A 20580-nucleotide genomic window follows, 5' to 3' on the forward strand; every position below is an offset into this window, starting at 1 on the left:
TGAGGGTGCGAATTCTGCTGGTCGAAGACCATCCGCAATTGGCGGCGAGCGTGGCTCAGGCGCTCAAGGGTGCAGGCTGGACGGTGGATGTGCTGCACGATGGGGTGGCCGCCGATCTGGCCCTGGCCAGCGAGGAGTACGCCCTGGCGATTCTCGACATCGGCTTGCCGCGCCTCGACGGTTTCCAGGTGCTGGCGCGCCTGCGCGCACGCGGCAAGACCCTGCCGGTGCTGATGCTGACCGCCCGCGGCGAGGTCAAGGACCGCGTGCATGGCCTCAACCTGGGCGCCGACGATTACCTGGCCAAACCCTTCGAGTTGAGCGAGCTGGAGGCGCGGGTCAAGGCGCTGCTGCGCCGCAGCGTGCTCGGTGGCGAGCAGCAGCAGCGCTGCGGCGAGCTGGTCTACGACCTGGCGACCCGGCGCTTCAGTGCACGGGGTGAAAGCCTCAGCCTGACCTCCCGCGAGCAGGCGGTGCTGGAGGCCATGATCGCCCGGCTGGGGCGGGTGATGAGCAAGGAGCAGCTGGCGGCCCAGGTCTTCGGTCTGGATGAGGAGGCCAGCAGCGAGGCCATCGAGATCTACGTCCATCGCCTGCGCAAGAAGCTCGAGGGCAGCGGCGCACGGATTGTCACCTTCCGTGGCCTGGGTTATTTGTTGGAGGCAGTCGGTGGCTGAGCGCTGGAGGCGCGGGGTGGCTGAAGTCGGCAGCCTGCGCGGGCGGCTGCTGCGGCGTCTGGCGCTGTTGCTGGCGCTGATGTTGCTCGTCAGCAGCATGAGTGCCTACTGGAGTGCCCGGCGCGCCGCCGACACCGCCTATGACCGCACCCTGCTGGCGTCGGCGCGGGCGATTGCCCAAGGGTTGTACAGCGACGATGGCAGGCTCAAGGCCAACGTGCCCTATGTCGCCCTGGACACCTTCGCCTACGACAGCGCCGGGCGCATTTACTACCAGGTGCTGGATCTGCGCGGGGAGCTGGTGTCCGGTTATGAAGACCTGCCGACGGCGCCCCCCGGCACCCCGCGCACCGACGATTACCCGGCGCTGGCGCATTTCTACGATGGCTTCTACCGCGGCCAGGGTGTGCGGGTGGTCAGCCTGCTGCAACCGGTCAGCGAGCCGCTGCTCAATGGCATCGCCGAGATCCGCGTGGCCGAAACCCTGGGCGCGCGCGAACGCATGATCCGCGAGTTGCTGGTCGGCACGCTGTGGCGCATGGGCTTGCTGGCATTCAGCGCGCTGCTGCTGGTGTGGCTGGCGGTGAGCGCCGCGCTACGCCCGCTGGAGTCGTTGCGGCGCAGCGTGGCCGCGCGCGCCAGCGACGACCTGCGGCCGTTGCCGGACGCCGAACTGCCGCGCGAGCTGCGCCCGCTGGTGAAGGCGTTGAATCAGTTCAACGACCGGTTGCGTGGCCTGTTCGAGCGCCAGTCGCAGTTTATCGCCGATGCCGCCCACGAGTTGCGTACGCCCCTGGCGGCGCTCAAGGCGCGGGTCGAGTTGGGCCTGCGTGCGCAGCAGCCGGCAGTCTGGCGCAGCACCCTGGAAGAGGCCGCGCAGAACAGCGACCGCCTGACTCACCTGGCCAATCAACTGCTCTCGCTGGCGCGCATCGAAAGCGGGGCGCGGGCGCTTGCCGAAGGCGGTGCGCAACGCCTCGATCTCAGCCAGTTGGCCCGTGAACTGGGCCTGGCGCTGGCGCCACTGGCCCATGCCCGCGGTATCGCCCTGGCACTGGAGGCCGAGCAGCCGGTGTGGCTGCGCGGCGAGCCGACCCTGCTCAACGAGTTGTTGTGCAACCTGGTGGATAACGCCCTGGCGCATACCCCGGCCGGCGGCAACGTGATCCTGCGGGTGCTGGCGCCCGGCATCCTCGAGGTTCAGGACGACGGCCCGGGGATCCCCGCAGAGGAGCGCGAGAAGGTCTTCGCGCGTTTCTATCGGCGCGGTGTGCAGGGTTCGGGGGCGGGTCTTGGCCTGGCCATCGTCGGCGAGATCTGTCGCGCGCATCAGGCCAGCATCAGCCTGCATCAGGTGCAGCCGCAGGGGTTGCTGGTGCGGGTGGCATTTCTGTTCGAGGACGCTTGAGCGGTTCGGTATCGCTCTGCTCTGGCCGGCCCGCCAGGCGGCGGCGAGCAGGCCGCCGCATGCCTCTGCGCCTTACTGCAGCATGCCCATGGCCGCTTCCATGGCGGCGGAGAGGTCTTCGTCGTCGTTCAGGTTCTGTTGCGGATCCAGGCCGAGTTTGCGGAAGGCCGGAATCTGGCTCCAGTCCAACTGGGTGTAGGGGTGTTGGCTGCCCAGGTAGCTCTGCAGGGTGGCGACCTGGACGATGTCGACGTAGTCGACCTTGGCGCTGTCGCGGCTGAAGTCCAGGTGTTGGCCCGGCACCATGGCGATCAGTTCGGGGAAGTCCCAGGTGCGCAGGATCTTGTCGCCGATCAGCGGGTGAATCTGCTCGATGACGTGATTGAGGCTGATCGAGTCGGTCAGCAGCTCGCTGTGCTCTTCGGCGTAAGTGAGGATCGGCAAGACGCCGATCTGGTGCACCAGGCCGGCGAGGGTCGCCTGATCCGCCATCAAACGGGTGTAGTGCTTGCACAGCACGTGACAGATCCCGGCAATTTCCGTGCTCTTGTTCCAGACTTCGCGCATCTTGCGGTCGACCACATCCGAGGTGGCCTGGAACATCTGTTCCATCGCCAGGCCGGTGGCCAGGTTGCAGGTGTAGTTGATGCCCAGGCGGCTGACGGCCATCTGCAGGTCGGTGATTTCCTTGTTGGTGCGCAGCAATGGGCTGTTCACCACCTTGATGATGCGCGCGGTCAGCGCCGCATCGTTGCCGATGACCTTGCTGATCTGCGGAATGCCGATGTCCGGGTCTTCTGCTGCTTCACGGACTTTCAGGGCGACTTCCGGCAGGGTCGGCAGTACCAGGTCATCGTTGTCGATGGCCCTGATCAGTTCCTCTTGGACTTTCTCGGCAAGCTTGCTCATGGGGCAGATCTCTTCTAATCGGCTGCAGGTGCGGTGTGGTTAGCGTTGGATTTCGCGGCTGCTGTCCAGGGTGTAGGGCAAATCGAGCAGCCTGAGCGGCAGGCCTTGCGGGGTGCCGAGGTGAATGCGGCCGTCGCTGACCGCGTCTTCCAGCAATACCGCGAGCAGTTCGAAGCCGCTGTCGCTCTGTGCGGCCAGTACCACTTCACCGATGCTGCTGTCGCGCTCGGGGGTAAACAGCTCGACTGCCGGGGCGGGCAGTTGCTCGCCGTCCACGGCCAGGCGATACAGACGGCGCTTGAGCTTGCCGAGGTACTGCATACGCGCGACGATCTCCTGGCCGGTGTAACAACCTTTCTTGAAGCTGACGCCGCCCAATGCTTGCAGGTTGAGCATCTGCGGGATAAACAGTTCGCGGGTGGGGCCCAGCACCTGGCCGATGCCGGCGCGCACTTGGGCCAGCAGCCATTGATTCAATGGGGCTTGCGCCAGTTGGGCGGCGAGCTGAGCGTGCAGGGTTTCGGCCTGGCTGGCCGGCGCCCAGAGTTCGGCGCGGCCGTCGCTCAGGCGCAGCGCCAGCAGGTCGTCGGCCCGCGCCACGCTATCGGCGTGCGGGGCTAGAGTCAGGCCCAGGTCGGCCAGCGCGGCGTCGCCGTCATGCAGGCCGAAACGTACCCAGGCGGTGCTTTCGTCGATCAGCTTGGATTTGCTGAATGCGGCGTATTTCTGCAAGTCGGCTCGTTGCGGTTCGACCAGTTCGCTGGCCATCGCCAGGAGGAAACCGTCGACCACGCTGACAATCCGAAAGCTCGACAGCATGCGTCCTTTGGGGGTGCAGCGGGCGCCGAGGCTGGAGCTGGCATCGCTCAGGTAATTAAGGTTGCAGGTCAGTTGGCCCTGGAGAAATTTGCTCGCATCAGAACCGCGAACGGCGAGAACGCCTTCGTGGCTGAGGGTGCAGAAAAACGCGGTATCGGCCATAGGAATAAACAGTCGCTGGATGGAAGTGAGGGCCATCATCATAAAAGCAGCCACAAGCCGCAAGCTACAGGCTTTGCGTAAAAGCCGAGAAAAACCCTGGGGAGTGACCGGCTCGAACCATCCTTGATTGGCTTGCAGCTTGTGGCGGACTGTTATACTGCGTGGCCATATTCCTGCCAGGCTCTATCAAGGAACCGCCCATGGTCGAATCGACAGAACTCAATCGCCTTTACTGGCACAGCCGCCGCGGCATGCTGGAACTGGATGTGCTGCTGGTGCCATTCGTCCAGGAGGTTTACCCGAGCCTCGATGCCGAAGATCGCGCGCGTTACCGCAAGCTGCTCGAGTGCGAGGATCAGGATATGTTCGGCTGGTTCATGCAACGTGCCGAACCCGAAGATGCCGACCTGAAACGCATGGTTCGCATGATTCTGGATCGTGTCCAGCCCGAGTGACGGCTTCGAGTGCCGCTGGCGGCCTTCGCGGCGCTTGCTGCTGCTCTATGGCAGCGTCCAGGCGCTAGCGCTGCTCAGTTTGTCGCTGGTGGCGATTCCAGGGTGGGCGCTGGCGCTGGGTGTCGCTTTGGGTCTGGGGCATGCCGCCTGGGTATTGCCGCGGCATATTCTGCTGAGCTCGCCGCAGGCGTTTAGCGCACTGCGTTGCACGGCCGATGGTTGGCAGCTGTGGAATGCCGCCACTGGCTGGCAGGCCATCCAGCTGCGCCGCGACAGCCTGGCGTTGCCGTTGGTCGTGGTGCTGCGCTTTCGCCTGGTCGACGGGCGCTGGGTGCGTGGCCTGTGTATCCCGCGCGATGGCATGGCGGCGGACATGCACAGGCGCTTGCGCGTGCGCCTGAAGTTCAGTCGCCGTAGGTGGGTGGCTGCACAATAGTGTCTTTGGCCTCGGGCAACTGCTGCGGGTAGTCCAGGGTGTAGTGCAGGCCCCGAGACTCCTTACGTTGCATCGCTGAGCGGATCATCAGTTCGGCGACCTGGGCCAGGTTGCGCAATTCGATCAGATCGCGGCTGACTTTGTAGTTACTGTAGAACTCGTCGATCTCGTCGAGTAGCAGGCGCACCCGGTGTTCGGCGCGTTGCAGGCGCTTGTTGGTGCGTACGATGCCGACGTAGTCCCACATGAAACGCCGCAGTTCGTCCCAGTTGTGCGCGATGATCACGTCTTCGTCCGAGTCGGTCACCTGGCTGGCATCCCAGGTCGGCAGGTTGCTCGGCGCGCTCACCTCGTCCAGCTTCTGCAGGATGTCGGCCGCCGCCGCGCGGGCGTAGACGAAGCACTCCAGCAGCGAGTTGCTGGCCATGCGGTTGGCGCCGTGCAGACCGGTGAAACTGGTTTCACCAATCGCATACAGACCCGGGACATCGGTGTGCCCGCTCTGATCGACGACTACGCCGCCGCAGGTGTAATGCGCGGCCGGCACTACCGGGATCGGCTCGCGGGTGATGTCGATGCCGAAGTCCAGGCAGCGCTCATAGACGGTGGGGAAGTGCGCCTTGATGAAGTCGGCCGGCTTGTGGCTGATGTCCAGGTACACGCAATCCACGCCGAGGCGCTTCATCTCGTGGTCGATGGCGCGGGCGACGATGTCGCGTGGCGCCAGTTCGGCGCGCGCATCGAAGCGTTGCATGAAGCGCTCGCCGCCCGGCAGTTTGAGCAGCGCGCCTTCGCCGCGCAGGGCCTCGGTAACCAGAAAACTTTTGGCCTGCGGGTGGTACAGGCAGGTCGGGTGGAACTGGTTGAACTCCAGGTTGCCGACCCGGCAGCCGGCGCGCCAGGCCATGGCGATGCCATCGCCGCAGGCGCCGTCCGGGTTGCTGGTGTACAGATAAACCTTGGCCGCACCGCCGGTGGCGAGGATGACGAAGCGTGCGCCATAGGTGTCAACCTCGCCGCTGCTGCGATTGAGCACATAGGCGCCCAGGCAGCGTTGGCCTGCCAGGTCGAGTTTGCGCTCGGTGATCAGGTCGACCGCCACGCGCTGCTCGAGTAATTCGATATTGGCCCGTAGCTTGGCTTGTTCGAGCAGGGTCTTGAAGATCGCCGCGCCGGTAGCGTCGGCGGCATGGATGATGCGGCGGTGGCTGTGGCCGCCTTCGCGGGTCAGGTGGAACTCGAAACCGCCGTCTTCGTGGGCGGTCTGGTCGTCGCGGGTGAAGGGCACGCCCTGATCGATCAGCCATTGAATGGCTTCGCGGCTATGCTCCACGGTGAAGCGCACCGCCTCTTCGCGGCACAGGCCGGCACCGGCATTGAGGGTGTCTTCGACATGCGATTCGACGGTGTCCATGTCGTCCAGCACCGCCGCCACGCCACCTTGAGCCCAGTACGTCGAGCCATTGGCCAGGTTGCCCTTGCTCAGCACGGCAATGCGCAGGTGTCCGGGCAGGGTTAGCGCCAGCGTCAGGCCGGCGGCCCCGCTGCCGATGACCAGAACGTCGTGTTGGTAGTGTTGGCTCATGTCGTGATCCCGCAAGTAAGCGGCCCCTAGTATATAGGGGGGGCGGGCGGCACAATAGCCGGCTTATGACCGACTGTGGCGCTGGGGAACTTCCTTAGTCTCCCAGGTTCCATAGAGGGTCGCCCGCAGAGGGACATGCCCGTTTGTCGGAGTATCTTGATGGCGTTTCAGCGCCTTCCTGTTTGGCCGATGGGCGATCTAAGATTATTTGCGCTAGCAGGCCTGTAGGCTCTGCTGCGCCACTCCGTGTGGGACAGAATGCGTTCTGCAGGAAGCTTGTTTGGAGGGGAGAACTTTTGCGCAACGCCCGAGTCTATCTTGGCAAGCCGATTAATTGGCTGGCTCCGCACTCTTTCGAGCTCTTCGGGCTCAATGAGGAGTGTTCATGCTAGCTCAGGAAGAAGATCAGCAACTGGTCGAGCGCGTCCAGCGCGGCGATAAGCGCGCGTTCGATCTGCTGGTATTGAAGTACCAGCACAAGATTCTCGGGTTGATCGTGCGCTTCGTGCACGACAGCCATGAAGCGCAGGATGTGGCGCAGGAAGCCTTCATCAAGGCCTATCGGGCGCTGGGGAATTTTCGTGGTGACAGTGCGTTCTACACCTGGCTGTACCGCATTGCCATCAACACGGCGAAGAACCATCTGGTGTCGCGTGGTCGGCGGCCGCCAGAGAGCGATGTCAGTGCCGAGGATGCGGAATTCTACGATGGCGATCACGCCCTCAAGGATATCGAGTCGCCAGAGCGAGTGTTGCTGCGGGATGAAATCGAAGCCACCGTGCATCGAGCCATTCAGCAATTGCCAGAAGATTTGCGCACTGCACTAACCTTGCGTGAATTTGATGGTCTGAGTTATGAGGACATTGCCAGTGTCATGCAGTGTCCGGTCGGTACCGTGCGATCGCGAATTTTTCGAGCTCGTGAGGCCGTAGACAAATCCTTGCAACCCTTGTTGCAGGAAAGTTAAGACAGCGGCGACAGCCAAAGAGGAACCGCCATGAGTCGTGAAGCCCTACAGGAATCGCTGTCCGCGGTTATGGATAATGAAGCGGATGAAATGGAACTGCGGCGTGTGCTCAGTGCGAGCGACGACGCCGAACTGCGTGCTACCTGGTCGCGCTATCAGATCGCTCGTGCGGTGATGCACAAGGAATTGCTGGAACCGCGTCTGGATATTGCCGCAGCAGTATCCGCGGCACTGGCCAATGAAGCCTTGCCGGTGCAGCGCGAGACCGTTCGCGGCCCATGGCGTGCGGTCGGTCGTTTGGCCGTGGCGGCTTCTGTAACAGTTGCTGTACTGGCAGGTGTGCGTTTATACAATCAGGACGAAGTTGCAGGTGCGCAATTGGCCCAGCAAGCCGCTCAGCCGGCATTGAACACTCCGCAAGTGCAAGGCCCGGCGATGCTGGCGGGCTTCAATGCTGCAGGCGAGCAGCAGGCTGCGGCTGAAGCGGCCAGTGAGGATGCGCCAGGCTGGCATGAGCGGCGTCTGCCAGATTATCTGCGCCAGCATGCTCAGCAAGCGGTCATGAATGCCAATGAAAGCGCGCTGCCTTACGCGCGCGCTGCAAGTCTGGAAAGCCGCTAGGGAGGCGCATGCGCTTTATTCCTGTCATTGCTCTGCTGTTCGGCAGTTGGCTGCTGGCATTGCCCGCTGTCGCTACCGAGGCGCAAGATTGGCTGCGGCGCTTGGCTGAGGCTGAGCGTAGCCAAGGCTTTCAAGGTACTTTTGTCTATGAACGTAACGGCAGCTTCTCTACCCACAGCGTTTGGCGGCGGGTGGAGGGGGCGGGTGTCGTGCGTGAACGTCTTCTGCAGTTGGACGGCCCGGCGCAGGAAGTGCTGCGTGTCGACGGGCGCGCCCAATGCGTCAGTGGCAGTCTGGTCGATCAGGCCGCGGATCACCAGGAGTGGCCGGCGCGCGAGCTGAATACCCTGCGCTTGCTCGATTCGTATGACCCGCGTGTCATCGGCAAGTCCCGTGTGGCGGGGCGTGCGGCTGTGGTGCTGGCGCTGTCGCCGCGTGATCAGCATCGCTACAGCGTTGAGCTGCACCTGGATCAGGAAAGCGCTCTGCCGTTGAAGTCCCTGTTGCTGAATGACAAGGGGCAGTTGCTCGAGCGTTTTCAATTCACTCGCCTGGAGGTCGGTGCGGTTCCTTCCGAGGAAGCTCTGCAGCCCAGCGCAAGTTGCCGCCCGGTACGTGTCGCCAAAGCGACCGCCGAGGTTGTCGAGGCCTGGCGCTCCGATTGGCTGCCGCCGGGTTTCACCTTGAGTTCGGTGACTGAACGGCGCAGTCCCGCCTCCAGCGAGCAAGTCGCCTGCCTGGTTTATGACGATGGTTTGGCCCGCTTTTCGGTCTTCATTGAGCCCTTGCGAGGGGTCATGGTCGAGGATGCGCGTAGCCAGCTGGGGCCGACTGCAGTGGTTTCGCGGCGCCTGGCAACCGCTGATGGCGATGTGATGGTGACGGTTGTCGGTGAGGTTCCTCTGGGCACGGCGGAGCGTGTCGCCTTGTCGATGCGTGCCATAGCCGTGCAGGCTAAACAATGATCGAAGAGCAGGGGCGGGTCGTGGCTGTCGAGTCGGGCGCCGTTTGGGTTGAAACCATGCGTAAGAGCACCTGCTCCAGTTGCTCGGTGAGTGCGGGCTGTGGTCATGGTGTGCTCGACAAGTTGGGGGTCAGTGGCCGTCCGGGCTATGTCCGGGCGCTCTGTGATTTGCAGTTGAGCGTGGGCGATGCAGTGGTGATTGGCGTGCGCGAAGAGTTGCTGGTGCGTGGGTCGCTGCTGGTTTATCTGCTGCCTTTGATCGGTTTGTTCGGCGCGGCATTGCTGGCCGAGCAGCTAGCCTTGAGTGAGCCGTTGGTGATCCTGTCGGCCTTTGCCGGCTTGCTTGCGGCCTGGTTGGCGGTGCGCTGGCAGAGTGCCCGCACGGCCGATGACCCGGCCTTGCAGCCGGTTGTCGTGCGCGCCTTGCTCGCAGGTTCTGCTGTGGGATTTTGAGCCTTTTGCTCGTTTTCGATGGGGAGTTCTATACCGATGCCTAGCCTGAAGTCGTCTTTCTATTCCTTGATCGCTTTGCTGCTCTTGGGGCAGGCGGTGGTTGCTCAAGCAGAGCTGCCGGACTTTACCGAGTTGGTCGAAGAGGCCGCGCCGGCGGTGGTCAATATCAGCACCCGACAGAAAATACCGGAGCGTGTGGCAGGTGCTGGCGAATTGAGCATCCCCGATCTGGAAGGCCTGCCGCCGATCTTTCGCGAGTTTTTCGAGCGCAATATTCCGCAAATTCCGCGTGCTCCGGGCGGTGGCCGGCAACGTGAGGCGCAGTCGCTGGGCTCGGGCTTCATCATCTCTGCTGACGGTTATGTGCTGACCAATAACCACGTAGTCGCCGGTGCCGATGAAATCATTGTGCGCCTGCCTGATCGCAGCGAACTGGAGGCCAAGCTGGTTGGTGCCGATCCGCGCAGCGATGTGGCCTTGCTCAAGGTCGAAGGCAAGAACTTGCCGACGGTCAAGTTGGGCAAATCCGAAGATCTGAAAGTAGGTGAGTGGGTGTTGGCCATCGGCTCGCCCTTCGGCTTCGACCATTCGGTGACGGCCGGTATCGTCAGCGCCAAGGGCCGTAGTCTGCCGAATGAAAGCTATGTGCCGTTTATCCAGACCGATGTGGCGATCAATCCGGGTAACTCCGGTGGTCCGCTGTTCAACCTGGCGGGTGAGGTGGTGGGCATCAACTCGCAGATATTCACCCGTTCCGGTGGCTTCATGGGCTTGTCTTTCGCGATTCCAATGAGCGTTGCCATGGAGGTGGCCGATCAGTTGAAGACCGACGGCAAGGTTAGTCGCGGTTGGTTGGGGGTGGTGATTCAGGAGGTGAACAAGGATCTGGCCGAGTCATTCGGGCTGGATAAGCCTGCAGGCGCACTGGTTGCCCAGGTGCTGGAAGGCGGTCCGGCGGCCAAGGGTGGCTTGTTGGTTGGCGATGTGATTCTCAGCATCGATGGTGCCACGATTGTCATGTCGGGGGATCTGCCGCATCTGGTGGGGCGCCTCAAGCCGGGTAGCCAGGCTGAACTGGATGTGGTGCGTGACGGCTCGCGCAAGAAACTCAAGTTGACTATTGGCGCCTTGCCGGAAGACGGTGAAACCTTGGCCGGCGCGACTGGGCCGGGTGTGGAGCGGAGCAGCAATCGGCTCGGGGTCAAGGTGGTCGAATTGACGCCCGAGCAGAAAAAAAGCCTCGATCTGAAGGGCGGCGTGGTGATCACCGAAGTGCTCGACGGTCCCGCTGCACTGATCGGCTTGCGTCCGGGCGATGTGATCACCCACTTGAATAATCAAGCCATCGACTCGGCGAAAACCTTCACCCAAGTGGCTCAGGAGCTGCCAAAGAACCGCTCTGTTTCAATGCGCGTGCTGCGCCAGGGACGTGCCAGTTTCATCACCTTCAAGCTGGCGGAGTGATGGCGGCACGGGTTGCCGCCTGGCTGTCCGTCGCAGATACGGCGCCGCCGACCTGTTAGAGCTGGAGTGCGGCCCGCAAGGATGAAGAAGGGCGATTTCGATCGCCCTTCTTCATATCCGCCGATTGGCGCCTGGGCGTGACGGCTGCAGCCTCAATCGGGTACACTTCACGGCTATTTTCGGCGGGCTGTTGCCTGCGACCTTTTCGAGTGTTGTCCTGTGAGTGACCTGAGTCATATCCGCAATTTCTCCATCATCGCCCATATCGATCATGGCAAGTCCACTTTGGCCGATCGCTTCATTCAGATGTGTGGCGGCCTGGCCGATCGTGAAATGGAAGCCCAGGTACTGGATTCCATGGACCTCGAGCGTGAGCGCGGGATTACCATCAAGGCGCATAGCGTGACCCTGTATTACAAGGCGCGCGACGGCAAGACCTACCAGTTGAACTTCATCGACACCCCCGGCCACGTCGACTTCACCTATGAAGTCAGCCGTTCCCTGGCCGCCTGCGAAGGCGCGCTGTTGGTGGTCGATGCCGGCCAGGGTGTCGAGGCGCAATCGGTCGCCAACTGCTACACCGCCATCGAGCAAGGCCTCGAGGTCATGCCGGTGCTGAACAAGATCGACCTGCCGCAGGCCGACCCAGACCGGGTCAAGGAAGAAATCGAGAAAATCATCGGCATCGACGCCACCGATGCCGTGACCTGCAGTGCCAAGACCGGCCTGGGTGTCGACGAAGTGCTCGAGCGTCTGGTGCATACCATTCCCGCGCCGACCGGGAATATCGAAGACCCGTTGCAGGCGCTGATCATCGACTCCTGGTTCGACAACTACCTGGGGGTGGTCTCCCTGGTGCGTGTGCGTCATGGGCGGATCAAGAAGGGCGACAAGGTGCTGGTGAAATCCACCGGCAAGGTTCACCTGGTCGACAGCGTTGGCGTATTCAACCCCAAGCACAGCGCCACCGCTGACCTCAAAGCCGGTGAAGTCGGCTTCATCATTGCCGGCATCAAGGACATTCATGGGGCGCCAGTGGGCGATACCCTGACCCTGAGCTCGACCCCTGACGTCGACATGCTGCCAGGCTTCAAGCGCATCCAGCCGCAGGTCTATGCCGGCCTGTTCCCGGTTAGCTCCGATGACTTCGAGGATTTTCGCGAGGCCCTGCAAAAGCTCACGCTGAACGATTCATCCTTGCAGTACACCCCGGAAAGCTCCGATGCCCTGGGCTTCGGTTTTCGCTGCGGCTTCCTCGGCATGCTGCACATGGAAATCATCCAGGAGCGCCTGGAGCGCGAGTACGACCTGGATCTGATCACCACCGCGCCGACGGTTATCTTCGAGTTGCTGCTCAAGACCGGGGAAACGGTTTACGTCGACAACCCGTCCAAGCTGCCCGACCTGTCGAGCATCGAAGACATGCGCGAGCCAATCGTGCGGGCCAATATCCTGGTGCCGCAGGAGCACCTGGGTAACGTCATCACCCTGTGCATCGAGAAGCGTGGCGTACAGCACGACATGCTGTTTCTCGGCTCCCAGGTGCAGGTGACCTACGACCTGCCGATGAACGAAGTGGTGCTGGACTTCTTCGACCGTTTGAAGTCGACCAGCCGTGGCTATGCCTCGCTGGACTATCACTTCGATCGTTATCAGTCGGCCAATCTGGTCAAGCTGGACGTATTGATCAATGGTGAGAAAGTCGACGCCTTGGCGTTGATCGTGCACCGTGACAACGCCCACTACAAAGGGCGTGCGTTGACCGAGAAGATGAAAGAGCTGATCCCTCGGCAGATGTTCGATGTGGCAATCCAGGCTGCCATTGGCGGGCAGATTGTCGCGCGAACCACGGTCAAGGCGCTCAGAAAGAACGTGCTGGCCAAGTGTTACGGTGGTGACGTGAGCCGTAAACGCAAACTGTTGGAAAAGCAGAAGGCCGGTAAGAAAAGGATGAAGCAGGTCGGCAACGTGGAAATCCCACAAGAAGCCTTCCTTGCTGTGCTCAGGTTGGATAGTTAGATCCTATGTCGCTAAATTTCCCGCTGTTGCTGGTAATCGCCGTCGCTGTTTGTGGTGCGTTGGCGTTGTTCGATCTGATTTTTCTGGCCCCGCGCCGCCGTACGGCCATTGCCAACTACCAGGGTCAGGTCAACCAGCCTGACGAAGCGGTGGTCGAGCGCTTGAACAAAGAGCCGTTGCTGGTGGAGTACGGTAAATCGTTCTTCCCGGTGTTGGCGATTGTGCTGGTGCTGCGCTCCTTTCTGGTCGAGCCGTTCCAGATCCCGTCCGGCTCGATGAAGCCAACCCTGGAAGTGGGCGATTTCATCCTGGTCAACAAGTTCGCCTACGGCATTCGCCTGCCGGTGCTGGATACCAAGGTGATCGACGTGGACGACCCGCAGCGTGGCGATGTCATGGTGTTCCGTTACCCGAGCGACCCGAACATCAACTACATCAAGCGAGTGGTGGGTCTGGCCGGTGACCGCATTCGCTATAGCAGTGACAAGCGTCTGTTTATCAATGGCGAATCAGTGGCCCAGCAGTTGCTCGGCGAAGAGTCCGGCAGTCTCGGTAGCGTGGCCCTCTACGAGGAGCGTCTGGGCGCGGCCGAGCATCTGATCCGCAAGGAAATGAGCCGTTATCGAGTCGAACCGGGGCGTGAATGGGTGGTGCCGCAAGGGCATTATTTCATGATGGGCGACAACCGCGACAACTCCAACGACAGCCGTTACTGGAACGACCCGGCCATTCCCAAGCCGTTGCTGGGCATGGTGCCGGATCAGAATATCGTCGGCAAAGCCTTCGCCGTCTGGATGAGTTGGCCTGACCCGAAATTGCACAACCTGCCGAATTTCTCGCGCGTCGGTTTGATTCACTGACGTTTCGCGCCTGAGTTCATAGAATAAGTGCGGCGCTGTTCAATACGGCGCCGCAGGCTATATATAGTCTTAGCCCGCTGGGCACTCACATTGGTCGAACTTGGGGGCAAACATGACATTTGCACGTTCGCAGAAAGGCTTGTCGATACTGAGCTGGTTGATGGTACTGGCGGTCGTGGCGTTCTTCGCCAGCACGGTATTCAAGATGTTGCCGCATTATCTCGACTATATGTCGATGGAAAAAATCATTACCTCGGTGGAAACCGACCAAAGCATGGACATTCGCACGGTAGGCGCTTTCTATGGGCATGTCGGCAAGGGCATGGAGGTCAACAGCATTCGCGACCTCGATCTGCGTGAAGCGTTGAAGGTGAAAGTCGAGAACAACGAGTTCCGTGCTCATCTGAAGTATGAAAAGCGCGAGCCGCTGATCGAGAACCTCGATCTGGTGGTGCGGTTCGACAAAGAATACCGCGTGCGCATGCCGTGAGTGCATCGTTAGCTCGTCTCGAACGCCAGCTCGGTTATAGCTTCAAAGACCAGGATCTGATGGTGCTGGCGCTGACCCACCGCAGTTTCGCCGGGCGCAACAATGAGCGCCTGGAATTTCTCGGTGATGCCATCCTCAACTTCGTCGCCGGCGAGGCGCTGTTCGAGCGCTTTCCTCTGGCGCGCGAAGGTCAGTTGTCGCGTTTGCGCGCGCGCCTGGTCAAGGGCGAGACCCTGGCCATATTGGCGCGCGGTTTCGACCTGGGCGACTACTTGCGGCTCGGCTCGGGCGAGTTGAAAAGCGGCGGCTTCCGCCGTGAATCGATTCTCGCCGATGCTCTCGAGGCGCTGATCGGCGCCATCTACCTGGATGCCGGGATGGACGCCGCGCGCGAGCGCGTGGTCGCCTGGTTGAGCAACGAGCTGGAAAGTTTGACCCTGGTCGATACCAATAAGGATCCGAAAACCCGTTTGCAGGAATTCCTGCAATCGCGGGCCTGCGAACTGCCACGCTATGAGGTGGTGGATATCCTTGGCGAGCCCCATTGCCGGACATTCACCGTCGAGTGTCAGGTCAGCCTATTGAATGAAAAGACCCTGGGACAGGGTGCCAGCCGCCGCATCGCCGAACAGGTCGCTGCGGCCGCTGCCCTGATTGCCCTGGGGGTGGAGAATGGTCATGACTGATACACCCGTTACACGCTGTGGCTATGTCGCCATTGTCGGCCGGCCCAACGTGGGCAAGTCGACCCTGCTCAACCACATCCTCGGGCAAAAGCTGGCGATCACCTCGCGCAAACCGCAGACCACCCGGCACAACATGCTCGGGATCAAGACCGAAGGCGCCGTGCAGGCGATCTATGTGGATACCCCCGGCCTGCACAAGAACAACGAGAAAGCCCTCAATCGCTACATGAACAAGAATGCCTCGTCGGCGCTGAAAGACGTCGACGTGGTGATCTTCGTGGTCGACCGCACCCGCTGGACCGACGAGGATCAGCTGGTTCTGGAGCGCGTGCAGTACGTGCAGGGGCCGGTGATCCTGGCGATCAACAAGACCGACCGCCTCGAAGACAAGGCCGAGCTGATGCCGCATCTGGAGTGGCTGGCGACCCAGTTGCCCAACGCCGAGATAGTGCCGGTCTCCGCCCAGCACGGGCATAACCTCGATACCCTGGAAAAACTGGTGGGTGAACGCCTGCCCGAGGGCGTGCACTTCTTCCCGGAAGACCAGGTTACCGACCGCTCCAGCCGTTTCTTCGCCGCCGAACTGGTGCGCGAGAAGATCATGCGCCAGCTGGGCGCCGAGCTGCCGTACCAGATCACCGTGGAAATCGAGGAATTCAAGCGCGATGGCCGTATTCTGCATATCCACGCGCTGATCCTGGTCGAGCGCGATGGTCAGAAGAAAATCATCATTGGCGACAAGGGCGAGCGGATCAAACGCATCGGCCAGGAGGCGCGCAAGGACATGGAGGTGATGTTCGACTCCAAGGTCATGCTCAACCTCTGGGTCAAGGTCAAAGGCGGTTGGTCGGACGACGAGCGCGCCTTGCGTTCACTGGGTTACGACAACATTTGAGCTGCGCGCGGGCGCACCCTGGCGCCCGCCATGCCGAGTAAACACCCGCCATGCTCCCGGTCAGCCAGCCAGCCTATGTTTTACACAGCCGTGCTTACCGCGAGAGCAGTGCGCTGGTGGATTTCCTCACCCCGCAAGGCCGCCTGCGCGCGGTAATGCGCGGTGCGCGGGGCAAGGCCGGCAGCCTGGCGCGTCCGTTCGTGCCGCTGGACGTGGAGTTGCGCGGGCGCGCTGAGCTGAAGAGCGTCAGCCGTCTCGAGGCCGCCGGCATCCCCAACCTGTTGCACGGCGAGGCCCTGTTCAGCGGCCTCTATCTGAACGAACTGCTGATCCGTCTGCTGCCCGAGCAAGACCCGCACCCGGCGACTTTCGAGCACTATGCCATGACCGTCCAGGCGTTGGCCCAGGGCCGTGCGCTGGAGCCCTTGCTGCGTTCTTTTGAATGGCGTTTGCTCGACGAACTGGGCTATGGTTTCGCCCTGGATCAGGATCGCCTTGGCCAGCCGATCGTCGCGGCGGGCCTCTATCGTCTGCAGGCGGAGGCTGGTCTGGAAGCGGTCGGGCAGTTGCAGCCGGGGGTGTTCCATGGCACCGAGTTACTCGCCATGGCCGAGGCCGACTGGAGCGTCCCCGGCGCCCTGGCCGCGGCCAAGCGCCTGATGCGCCAAGCCCTGGCGCCCCATTTAGGCGGTCGACCGCTGGTCAGCCGCGAACTCTTCATGACGCTCAAGGAGCCTCCACGTGACTGACGCCAACCGTATTCTGCTGGGTGTGAACATCGACCATGTGGCGACCCTGCGCCAGGCCCGCGGTACGCGTTACCCGGATCCGGTCAAGGCCGCACTGGACGCCGAAGAGGCGGGTGCCGACGGCATCACCGTGCATCTGCGCGAAGACCGTCGGCACATCCAGGAGCGTGACGTGCGGGTGCTCAAGGAGGTCATGCAGACGCGCATGAACTTCGAGATGGGCGTCACCGAAGAGATGCTCGCCTTCGCCGAAAGCATTCGTCCCGAACATGTCTGCCTGGTGCCGGAAACCCGTCAGGAGTTGACCACCGAGGGCGGCCTGGACGTGGCCGGGCAGGAAGCGCGGATTCGCGCCGCGGTTGAGCGCCTAAGCCGGATCGGCTGCGAAGTCTCGCTGTTCATCGACCCGGATGAGCGGCAGATCGAAGCCTCGAAGCGCGTCGGTGCGCCGGCTATCGAACTGCATACCGGGCGTTATGCCGATGCCAGCACGCCGGCCGAAACGGCCAAGGAGTTGGCGCGGATTCGCGACGGCGTGGCTTGCGGCCTGGCCCACGGCCTGATCGTCAATGCCGGCCACGGCCTGCATTACCACAACGTCGAGGCGGTGGCGGCGGTCCCCGGGATCAACGAGCTGAACATCGGCCACGCCCTGGTCGCCCATGCCCTGTTCGTCGGCTTCAAACAGGCGGTGGCGGAGATGAAGCAGTTGATCGTTGCGGCAGCCAATCGCTAGCGCATAGGTGTGGACTGACGCTGTAGGGCGTACTCGCGAAGCAGTACGCCGTTGCTGCGGGTAATGGTGGACTGTTCGCTGCGCTCCTGAGTCCACCCTACGAGTTGAATGATTCAGCCCACCCCCGGTACGAATGAACGCCGACAATCACGGCTTGCGGGCGATCAGCACGGCGCGGGTCGGTGCCGGCAGGCCTTCGAGGGTGCGGCTGTGGTCGGCCGGGTCGAGGAACTCCGGCAGCGACTGGAAGCGCATCCAGTCGGTGGCGCGCTGCTCCTGCAGCGAGGTGGTGTTGACGTCCACGCAGCGCACATCGACGAAGCCGGCGCGGCGCAGCCACAGTTCCAGCGCCGGCACCGAGGGCAGGAACCAGACGTTGCGCATCTGCGCATAGCGGTCTTCGGGTATCAGCACCTGCTGGGCATCGCCGTCCACCACCAGGGTTTCCAGCACCAGTTCACCGCCCTTGACCAGGCAATCCTTCAAGTCCAGCAGGTGATCGATCGGCGAGCGCCGGTGATAGAGCACGCCCATGGAAAACACGGTGTCGAAGCCTTGCAGCTTGCTTGGCAGTTCTTCGAAGGCCAGCGGCAGGTGCCAGGCCGCAAGTTCGGGCAGGTAGTGCTTGATCGCCAGGAACTGGCAGAGGAACAGCCAGTTGGGATCGATGCCGACCACGCTGCCGGCACCGGCACCGAGCATGCGCCACATGTAATAGCCGTTGCCGCAGCCGACGTCCAGCACGCGCTTGCCGGCCAGGTCGAGGTAGGGCGCCACGCGCTGCCACTTCCAGTCCGAGCGCCATTCCGTGTCCACATGCACGCCGAACAGCTCGAAAGGACCCTTGCGCCAGGGGATCAAGCCTTGCAGCGCGGTGTGCAGTTCGGCACGGGTGCTGTCATCACAGGCGCCGCCGAAGGTGAAGGCAGTCAACAGCTCCAATTGCTCGACGTTCAGCGCCGGTAAGGCCTGAACGGCGGCGTACCAGCGCTGCAGGTCGCCATGGCCGATGGCTAGTTTGGCGTCGATCTGTCCGGGCAGGCCGGCTGACCAGTCTTGCAACGGGGTGCCGGCCAGCGCAGCTTGCAGGGCATCGAGGTCGAGGCGGTTGATCATGGCAGGGCAATCAATGAGGTGAAGTTGAGGCACTGGAACCAGGGCACCACCTTGCTGAAACCGGCGGCCAGCAGGCGTTCGCGGTGCCGCTCCAGGCTGTCGGGCAGCATGACTTTCTCGATGGCGCTGCGTTTCTGGGCGATTTCCAGTTCGCTGTAGCCGTTGGCGCGCTTGAAGGCGATGTGCAGGTCGCCGAGCAGCTTATCTTGCTCGGTATCTTCGAAGCGCAGTTTCTCCGAAAGGATCAGGGCGCCGCCGGGCAGCAGGGCCTGGCGAATCCGCCCAAGCAGTGCCAGGCGCTGTGGCGGCTGGATGAACTGCAGGGTGAAGTTCAGCGCCACCAGCGAGGTCGGCTGCAACTCCAGGCTGAGAATATCGGTCTCGATCACCTCGACCGGCAACAGCTCCTGGAACATCGAGTCCTGGGCATGCAGGTATTCCCGGCAGCGTTCGACCATGGCGCTGGAGTTGTCCACCGCGATCACCCGGCAGTCTTCGACCTGGACGTGGCGGCGCAGGGCCTGGGTCACCGCGCCGAGGGAGCTGCCAAGGTCATACAAGACGCTGTGCGGCTGGGCGAACTGGCCGGCGAGTACGCCGATGTTCTCGACGATGGTGGGGTAACCGGGCACCGAGCGCTTGATCATGTCCGGGAACACCCGCACCACGTCCTCGTTGAAGGCGAAGTCCGGCACCTGGGCCAGGGGCTGGGCGAAGAGACGGTCGGGCTGTTTTTTCACGGTGGTTCCGCGCAAGGTCGAGAAAGCCGGCAATTTTAGCGTGAAAGTTGCGCAGCGACGACGTCCTTGTGTCCTTCCCCCGTCGGCCGTGCGGTTGAGGGCGATGGGTATGGCAGGCGTTGGCGACTCGGTGGCGATCTCGTGGCATGCCGCCCAACCAGGGGCGGCGTCCAGGCAAACCACGGTTACTTCAATTGATCGGAGAAATACTCGCCGGCGCCCTGCAGCGGGCCGAGCGGGTTGCGCTTGACTTCGAAATGCCGAATGTTCGGCTCGCCGTTGCTGACTTTGTGCACCAGGGTGTCGTCGACCAGCACGAACACCGCGCGGAACGACCAGCCTTGCAGCGCGCGCTGTTTACGGAAGTTGAACACGTCGGCCCAGAAGCTGCCGACCCGCTGGGTATCGGTCTTGGTGAACTCGAAGGCGTAGCCGGCGCAGCGATCCTTGGCTTCCAGGCATTGCACCAGGCCGTCGGGCAGGTAGGCGATGGGGATGTTCGGCTGCACGAACATCAGCCGCACGTCGATGAACGAGAGCATCTTGCCGTTGCCCTGGGCCAGCGGATCGAAGCCCAGGGAAAACAGCTCGGCGCGGCTGGTCATGCCGCTAATGGCCTGGGAATAGCGCATTTGCGCATCCTGATAATCAATGAATGGCGACTGCACTTCGGCTCGTTCGCTGGGTAAAAGACTGCCGCACCCGCTCAACCAGAACAGCGTTACGACCACTACTGCTTCACGCCAGAGCCGCGTCATGTGGTTTCCCTCGAAAGTAGAACCCTTGTATTTGCTATAGCCGATTAAACCGGGTTCTGCTTGCTTCGCGAGGACAACATTCGCTGCATGGCGATAGTCGCCAGCCTGATCCAGGGCCGACGGCAAGGCCGTAATGGCCGGATAGAGCTGGCGAGCGGGTTTACTTGACCCTGAGCCGGCAATCGAAAGTTTTCGCCGGGGCGACTTCGCTTTCCCAGGGCCGCTGATAGGTCAGCAGCAGGTGGCCTTCGCCGGGGTGCTTGGCCTGGAAACGCCAGGTCGACTGGCCGGCACTGCCGATCAGCCCCACGTCTTCCGGGTTGCTGTAGACCTCGGGGCCGAGGCTGTCGAGCAGGCTGGCGGCAGCGTCGCGCAGGATCCAGCGGAAACCGGTGGTGGGGTTGCTCGGCAGGGTCAGGATCAGTTGTTGGCCGCTGCGCAGACTTAGCGGGCACTGGCTTTGCTGGTGCACGGTCAGGCTGCCGGGTTGGTGGACGCAGGCGCTCAGCAGGGCGAAGCCGAGCGGCAGCAGCAGGCGGGGGGCGGTGGGCATCGGCAAAGCTCCTGGCAGCGGTCAACGCCTGCCAGCATAGCCGCTGTACAGGCCAAGA

The 20580-nt window shown here is 62.5% G+C and carries 23 protein-coding genes; 16 read left to right on the forward strand and 7 right to left on the reverse strand.

The window, feature by feature from the left end:
* The first annotated feature begins 5 nt into the window (after nucleotides 1-5).
* Nucleotides 6-677: a response regulator gene (locus tag P8H27_RS16255; protein ID WP_289638661.1), complete on the forward strand. Its 672-nt coding sequence runs from the start codon at nucleotides 6-8 to the stop codon at nucleotides 675-677.
* 16 nt (nucleotides 678-693) lie between these two features.
* Nucleotides 694-2085, forward strand: a complete 1392-nt coding sequence (locus P8H27_RS16260) for a sensor histidine kinase (protein ID WP_289638662.1) — start codon at nucleotides 694-696, stop codon at nucleotides 2083-2085.
* A 72-nt stretch (nucleotides 2086-2157) separates the two neighbouring features.
* Here the strand turns inward: P8H27_RS16260 and P8H27_RS16265 are convergent, their stop codons facing one another.
* Together P8H27_RS16265 and P8H27_RS16270 are read right to left on the reverse strand one after the other, a co-directional pair.
* Nucleotides 2158-2994 carry an HDOD domain-containing protein gene (locus tag P8H27_RS16265; RefSeq protein WP_289638663.1) on the reverse strand — a complete coding sequence of 279 codons (837 nt, stop codon included), beginning with the start codon at nucleotides 2992-2994 and terminating at the stop codon, nucleotides 2158-2160.
* A 39-nt stretch (nucleotides 2995-3033) separates the two neighbouring features.
* A complete protein-coding gene (locus P8H27_RS16270) occupies nucleotides 3034-3975 on the reverse strand; it encodes a folate-binding protein YgfZ (RefSeq protein ID WP_289638751.1) in 942 nt (313 codons plus the stop codon).
* 200 nt (nucleotides 3976-4175) lie between these two features.
* Between P8H27_RS16270 and P8H27_RS16275 the strand changes: the two genes are divergently transcribed.
* Both P8H27_RS16275 and P8H27_RS16280 read left to right on the forward strand, forming a co-directional pair.
* Complete coding sequence (locus tag P8H27_RS16275) at nucleotides 4176-4430, forward strand: succinate dehydrogenase assembly factor 2 (protein WP_289638664.1); 255 nt, start codon at nucleotides 4176-4178, stop codon at nucleotides 4428-4430.
* On the forward strand, nucleotides 4414-4866 hold the full coding sequence (locus tag P8H27_RS16280) for a protein YgfX (RefSeq protein ID WP_289638665.1): 453 nt from the start codon (nucleotides 4414-4416) through the stop codon (nucleotides 4864-4866). Before P8H27_RS16275 ends, P8H27_RS16280 begins: the two co-directional genes overlap by 17 nt.
* Here the strand turns inward: P8H27_RS16280 and nadB are convergent.
* On the reverse strand, nucleotides 4835-6451 hold the full coding sequence (gene nadB, locus P8H27_RS16285; protein WP_289638667.1) for an L-aspartate oxidase: 1617 nt from the start codon (nucleotides 6449-6451) through the stop codon (nucleotides 4835-4837). The two genes, P8H27_RS16280 and nadB, sit on opposite strands and share 32 nt — an antisense overlap.
* A gap of 385 nt (nucleotides 6452-6836) precedes the next feature.
* On the opposite strand from nadB, the gene rpoE reads away from it, so the two are divergent.
* The 12 genes from rpoE (at nucleotide 6837) to pdxJ (ending at nucleotide 17355) form a co-directional block, all read left to right on the forward strand.
* Nucleotides 6837-7418 (forward strand): RNA polymerase sigma factor RpoE, encoded by a 582-nt coding sequence (gene rpoE / locus P8H27_RS16290; RefSeq protein ID WP_289638668.1) that lies wholly within the window; start codon nucleotides 6837-6839, stop codon nucleotides 7416-7418.
* 30 nt (nucleotides 7419-7448) lie between these two features.
* The gene (locus P8H27_RS16295; RefSeq protein ID WP_289638669.1) at nucleotides 7449-8039 is read left to right on the forward strand and encodes an RseA family anti-sigma factor; all 591 of its coding nucleotides are present in this window, start codon (nucleotides 7449-7451) and stop codon (nucleotides 8037-8039) included.
* Between the two features lie 8 nt (nucleotides 8040-8047).
* Nucleotides 8048-9004 carry a MucB/RseB C-terminal domain-containing protein gene (locus tag P8H27_RS16300; RefSeq protein WP_289638670.1) on the forward strand — a complete coding sequence of 319 codons (957 nt, stop codon included), beginning with the start codon at nucleotides 8048-8050 and terminating at the stop codon, nucleotides 9002-9004.
* On the forward strand, nucleotides 9001-9456 hold the full coding sequence (locus P8H27_RS16305) for a SoxR reducing system RseC family protein (protein WP_289638671.1): 456 nt from the start codon (nucleotides 9001-9003) through the stop codon (nucleotides 9454-9456). Before P8H27_RS16300 ends, P8H27_RS16305 begins: the two co-directional genes overlap by 4 nt.
* 36 nt (nucleotides 9457-9492) lie before the next feature.
* Nucleotides 9493-10920, forward strand: coding sequence for a DegQ family serine endoprotease (locus P8H27_RS16310; protein WP_289638673.1), 1428 nt, complete (start codon nucleotides 9493-9495; stop codon nucleotides 10918-10920).
* 219 nt (nucleotides 10921-11139) lie between these two features.
* A complete protein-coding gene (gene lepA, locus P8H27_RS16315; protein WP_289638674.1) occupies nucleotides 11140-12939 on the forward strand; it encodes a translation elongation factor 4 in 1800 nt (599 codons plus the stop codon).
* Nucleotides 12940-12944: 5 nt separating this feature from the next.
* Nucleotides 12945-13799 (forward strand): signal peptidase I, encoded by an 855-nt coding sequence (gene lepB, locus P8H27_RS16320; protein ID WP_289638675.1) that lies wholly within the window; start codon nucleotides 12945-12947, stop codon nucleotides 13797-13799.
* 112 nt (nucleotides 13800-13911) lie between these two features.
* The gene (locus tag P8H27_RS16325; RefSeq protein ID WP_289638677.1) at nucleotides 13912-14289 is read left to right on the forward strand and encodes a DUF4845 domain-containing protein; all 378 of its coding nucleotides are present in this window, start codon (nucleotides 13912-13914) and stop codon (nucleotides 14287-14289) included.
* Entirely contained in the window at nucleotides 14286-14975 is a 690-nt protein-coding gene (gene rnc, locus P8H27_RS16330; RefSeq protein ID WP_289638678.1) for a ribonuclease III, read from the forward strand. The genes P8H27_RS16325 and rnc overlap by 4 nt, the downstream gene beginning before the upstream one ends.
* A complete protein-coding gene (gene era, locus P8H27_RS16335) occupies nucleotides 14968-15870 on the forward strand; it encodes a GTPase Era (protein ID WP_289638679.1) in 903 nt (300 codons plus the stop codon). The genes rnc and era overlap by 8 nt, the downstream gene beginning before the upstream one ends.
* Before the next feature lie 50 nt (nucleotides 15871-15920).
* Complete coding sequence (gene recO, locus P8H27_RS16340) at nucleotides 15921-16619, forward strand: DNA repair protein RecO (RefSeq protein WP_289638681.1); 699 nt, start codon at nucleotides 15921-15923, stop codon at nucleotides 16617-16619.
* Entirely contained in the window at nucleotides 16612-17355 is a 744-nt protein-coding gene (gene pdxJ / locus P8H27_RS16345) for a pyridoxine 5'-phosphate synthase (RefSeq protein WP_289638682.1), read from the forward strand. Before recO ends, pdxJ begins: the two co-directional genes overlap by 8 nt.
* Nucleotides 17356-17502: 147 nt before the next feature.
* On the opposite strand, the gene cmoB is transcribed toward pdxJ, so the two are convergent.
* From cmoB to P8H27_RS16365, 4 genes are all read right to left on the reverse strand, one after another.
* A complete protein-coding gene (gene cmoB / locus P8H27_RS16350; protein ID WP_289638683.1) occupies nucleotides 17503-18471 on the reverse strand; it encodes a tRNA 5-methoxyuridine(34)/uridine 5-oxyacetic acid(34) synthase CmoB in 969 nt (322 codons plus the stop codon).
* Nucleotides 18468-19211, reverse strand: a complete 744-nt coding sequence (cmoA, locus tag P8H27_RS16355; RefSeq protein WP_289638684.1) for a carboxy-S-adenosyl-L-methionine synthase CmoA — start codon at nucleotides 19209-19211, stop codon at nucleotides 18468-18470. The genes cmoB and cmoA overlap by 4 nt, the downstream gene beginning before the upstream one ends.
* Before the next feature lie 185 nt (nucleotides 19212-19396).
* On the reverse strand, nucleotides 19397-19969 hold the full coding sequence (locus tag P8H27_RS16360; RefSeq protein ID WP_289638685.1) for a hypothetical protein: 573 nt from the start codon (nucleotides 19967-19969) through the stop codon (nucleotides 19397-19399).
* A gap of 160 nt (nucleotides 19970-20129) precedes the next feature.
* On the reverse strand, nucleotides 20130-20522 hold the full coding sequence (locus P8H27_RS16365; RefSeq protein WP_289638686.1) for a protease inhibitor I42 family protein: 393 nt from the start codon (nucleotides 20520-20522) through the stop codon (nucleotides 20130-20132).
* Nucleotides 20523-20580 lie beyond the last annotated feature (58 nt).

The sequence above is a fragment of the Pseudomonas sp. sp1636 genome (assembly GCF_030376615.1).
Classification (GTDB): domain Bacteria; phylum Pseudomonadota; class Gammaproteobacteria; order Pseudomonadales; family Pseudomonadaceae; genus Aquipseudomonas.

Bases quoted from the DNA above. Each gene is read 5' to 3' on its own strand.
- P8H27_RS16265 (WP_289638663.1), bottom strand. From the start codon at position 2,994: ATGAGCAAGCTTGCCGAGAAAGTCCAAGAGGAACTGATCAGGGCCATC.
- P8H27_RS16270 (WP_289638751.1), bottom strand. From the start codon at position 3,975: ATGGCCGATACCGCGTTTTTCTGCACCCTCAGCCACGAAGGCGTTCTC.
- P8H27_RS16275 (WP_289638664.1), top strand. From the start codon at position 4,176: ATGGTCGAATCGACAGAACTCAATCGCCTTTACTGGCACAGCCGCCGC.
- nadB (WP_289638667.1), bottom strand. From the start codon at position 6,451: ATGAGCCAACACTACCAACACGACGTTCTGGTCATCGGCAGCGGGGCC.
- rpoE (WP_289638668.1), top strand. From the start codon at position 6,837: ATGCTAGCTCAGGAAGAAGATCAGCAACTGGTCGAGCGCGTCCAGCGC.
- P8H27_RS16295 (WP_289638669.1), top strand. From the start codon at position 7,449: ATGAGTCGTGAAGCCCTACAGGAATCGCTGTCCGCGGTTATGGATAAT.
- P8H27_RS16300 (WP_289638670.1), top strand. From the start codon at position 8,048: ATGCGCTTTATTCCTGTCATTGCTCTGCTGTTCGGCAGTTGGCTGCTG.
- P8H27_RS16305 (WP_289638671.1), top strand. From the start codon at position 9,001: ATGATCGAAGAGCAGGGGCGGGTCGTGGCTGTCGAGTCGGGCGCCGTT.
- P8H27_RS16310 (WP_289638673.1), top strand. From the start codon at position 9,493: ATGCCTAGCCTGAAGTCGTCTTTCTATTCCTTGATCGCTTTGCTGCTC.
- lepB (WP_289638675.1), top strand. From the start codon at position 12,945: ATGTCGCTAAATTTCCCGCTGTTGCTGGTAATCGCCGTCGCTGTTTGT.
- P8H27_RS16325 (WP_289638677.1), top strand. From the start codon at position 13,912: ATGACATTTGCACGTTCGCAGAAAGGCTTGTCGATACTGAGCTGGTTG.
- era (WP_289638679.1), top strand. From the start codon at position 14,968: ATGACTGATACACCCGTTACACGCTGTGGCTATGTCGCCATTGTCGGC.
- recO (WP_289638681.1), top strand. From the start codon at position 15,921: ATGCTCCCGGTCAGCCAGCCAGCCTATGTTTTACACAGCCGTGCTTAC.
- cmoB (WP_289638683.1), bottom strand. From the start codon at position 18,471: ATGATCAACCGCCTCGACCTCGATGCCCTGCAAGCTGCGCTGGCCGGC.
- P8H27_RS16360 (WP_289638685.1), bottom strand. From the start codon at position 19,969: ATGACGCGGCTCTGGCGTGAAGCAGTAGTGGTCGTAACGCTGTTCTGG.
- P8H27_RS16365 (WP_289638686.1), bottom strand. From the start codon at position 20,522: ATGCCCACCGCCCCCCGCCTGCTGCTGCCGCTCGGCTTCGCCCTGCTG.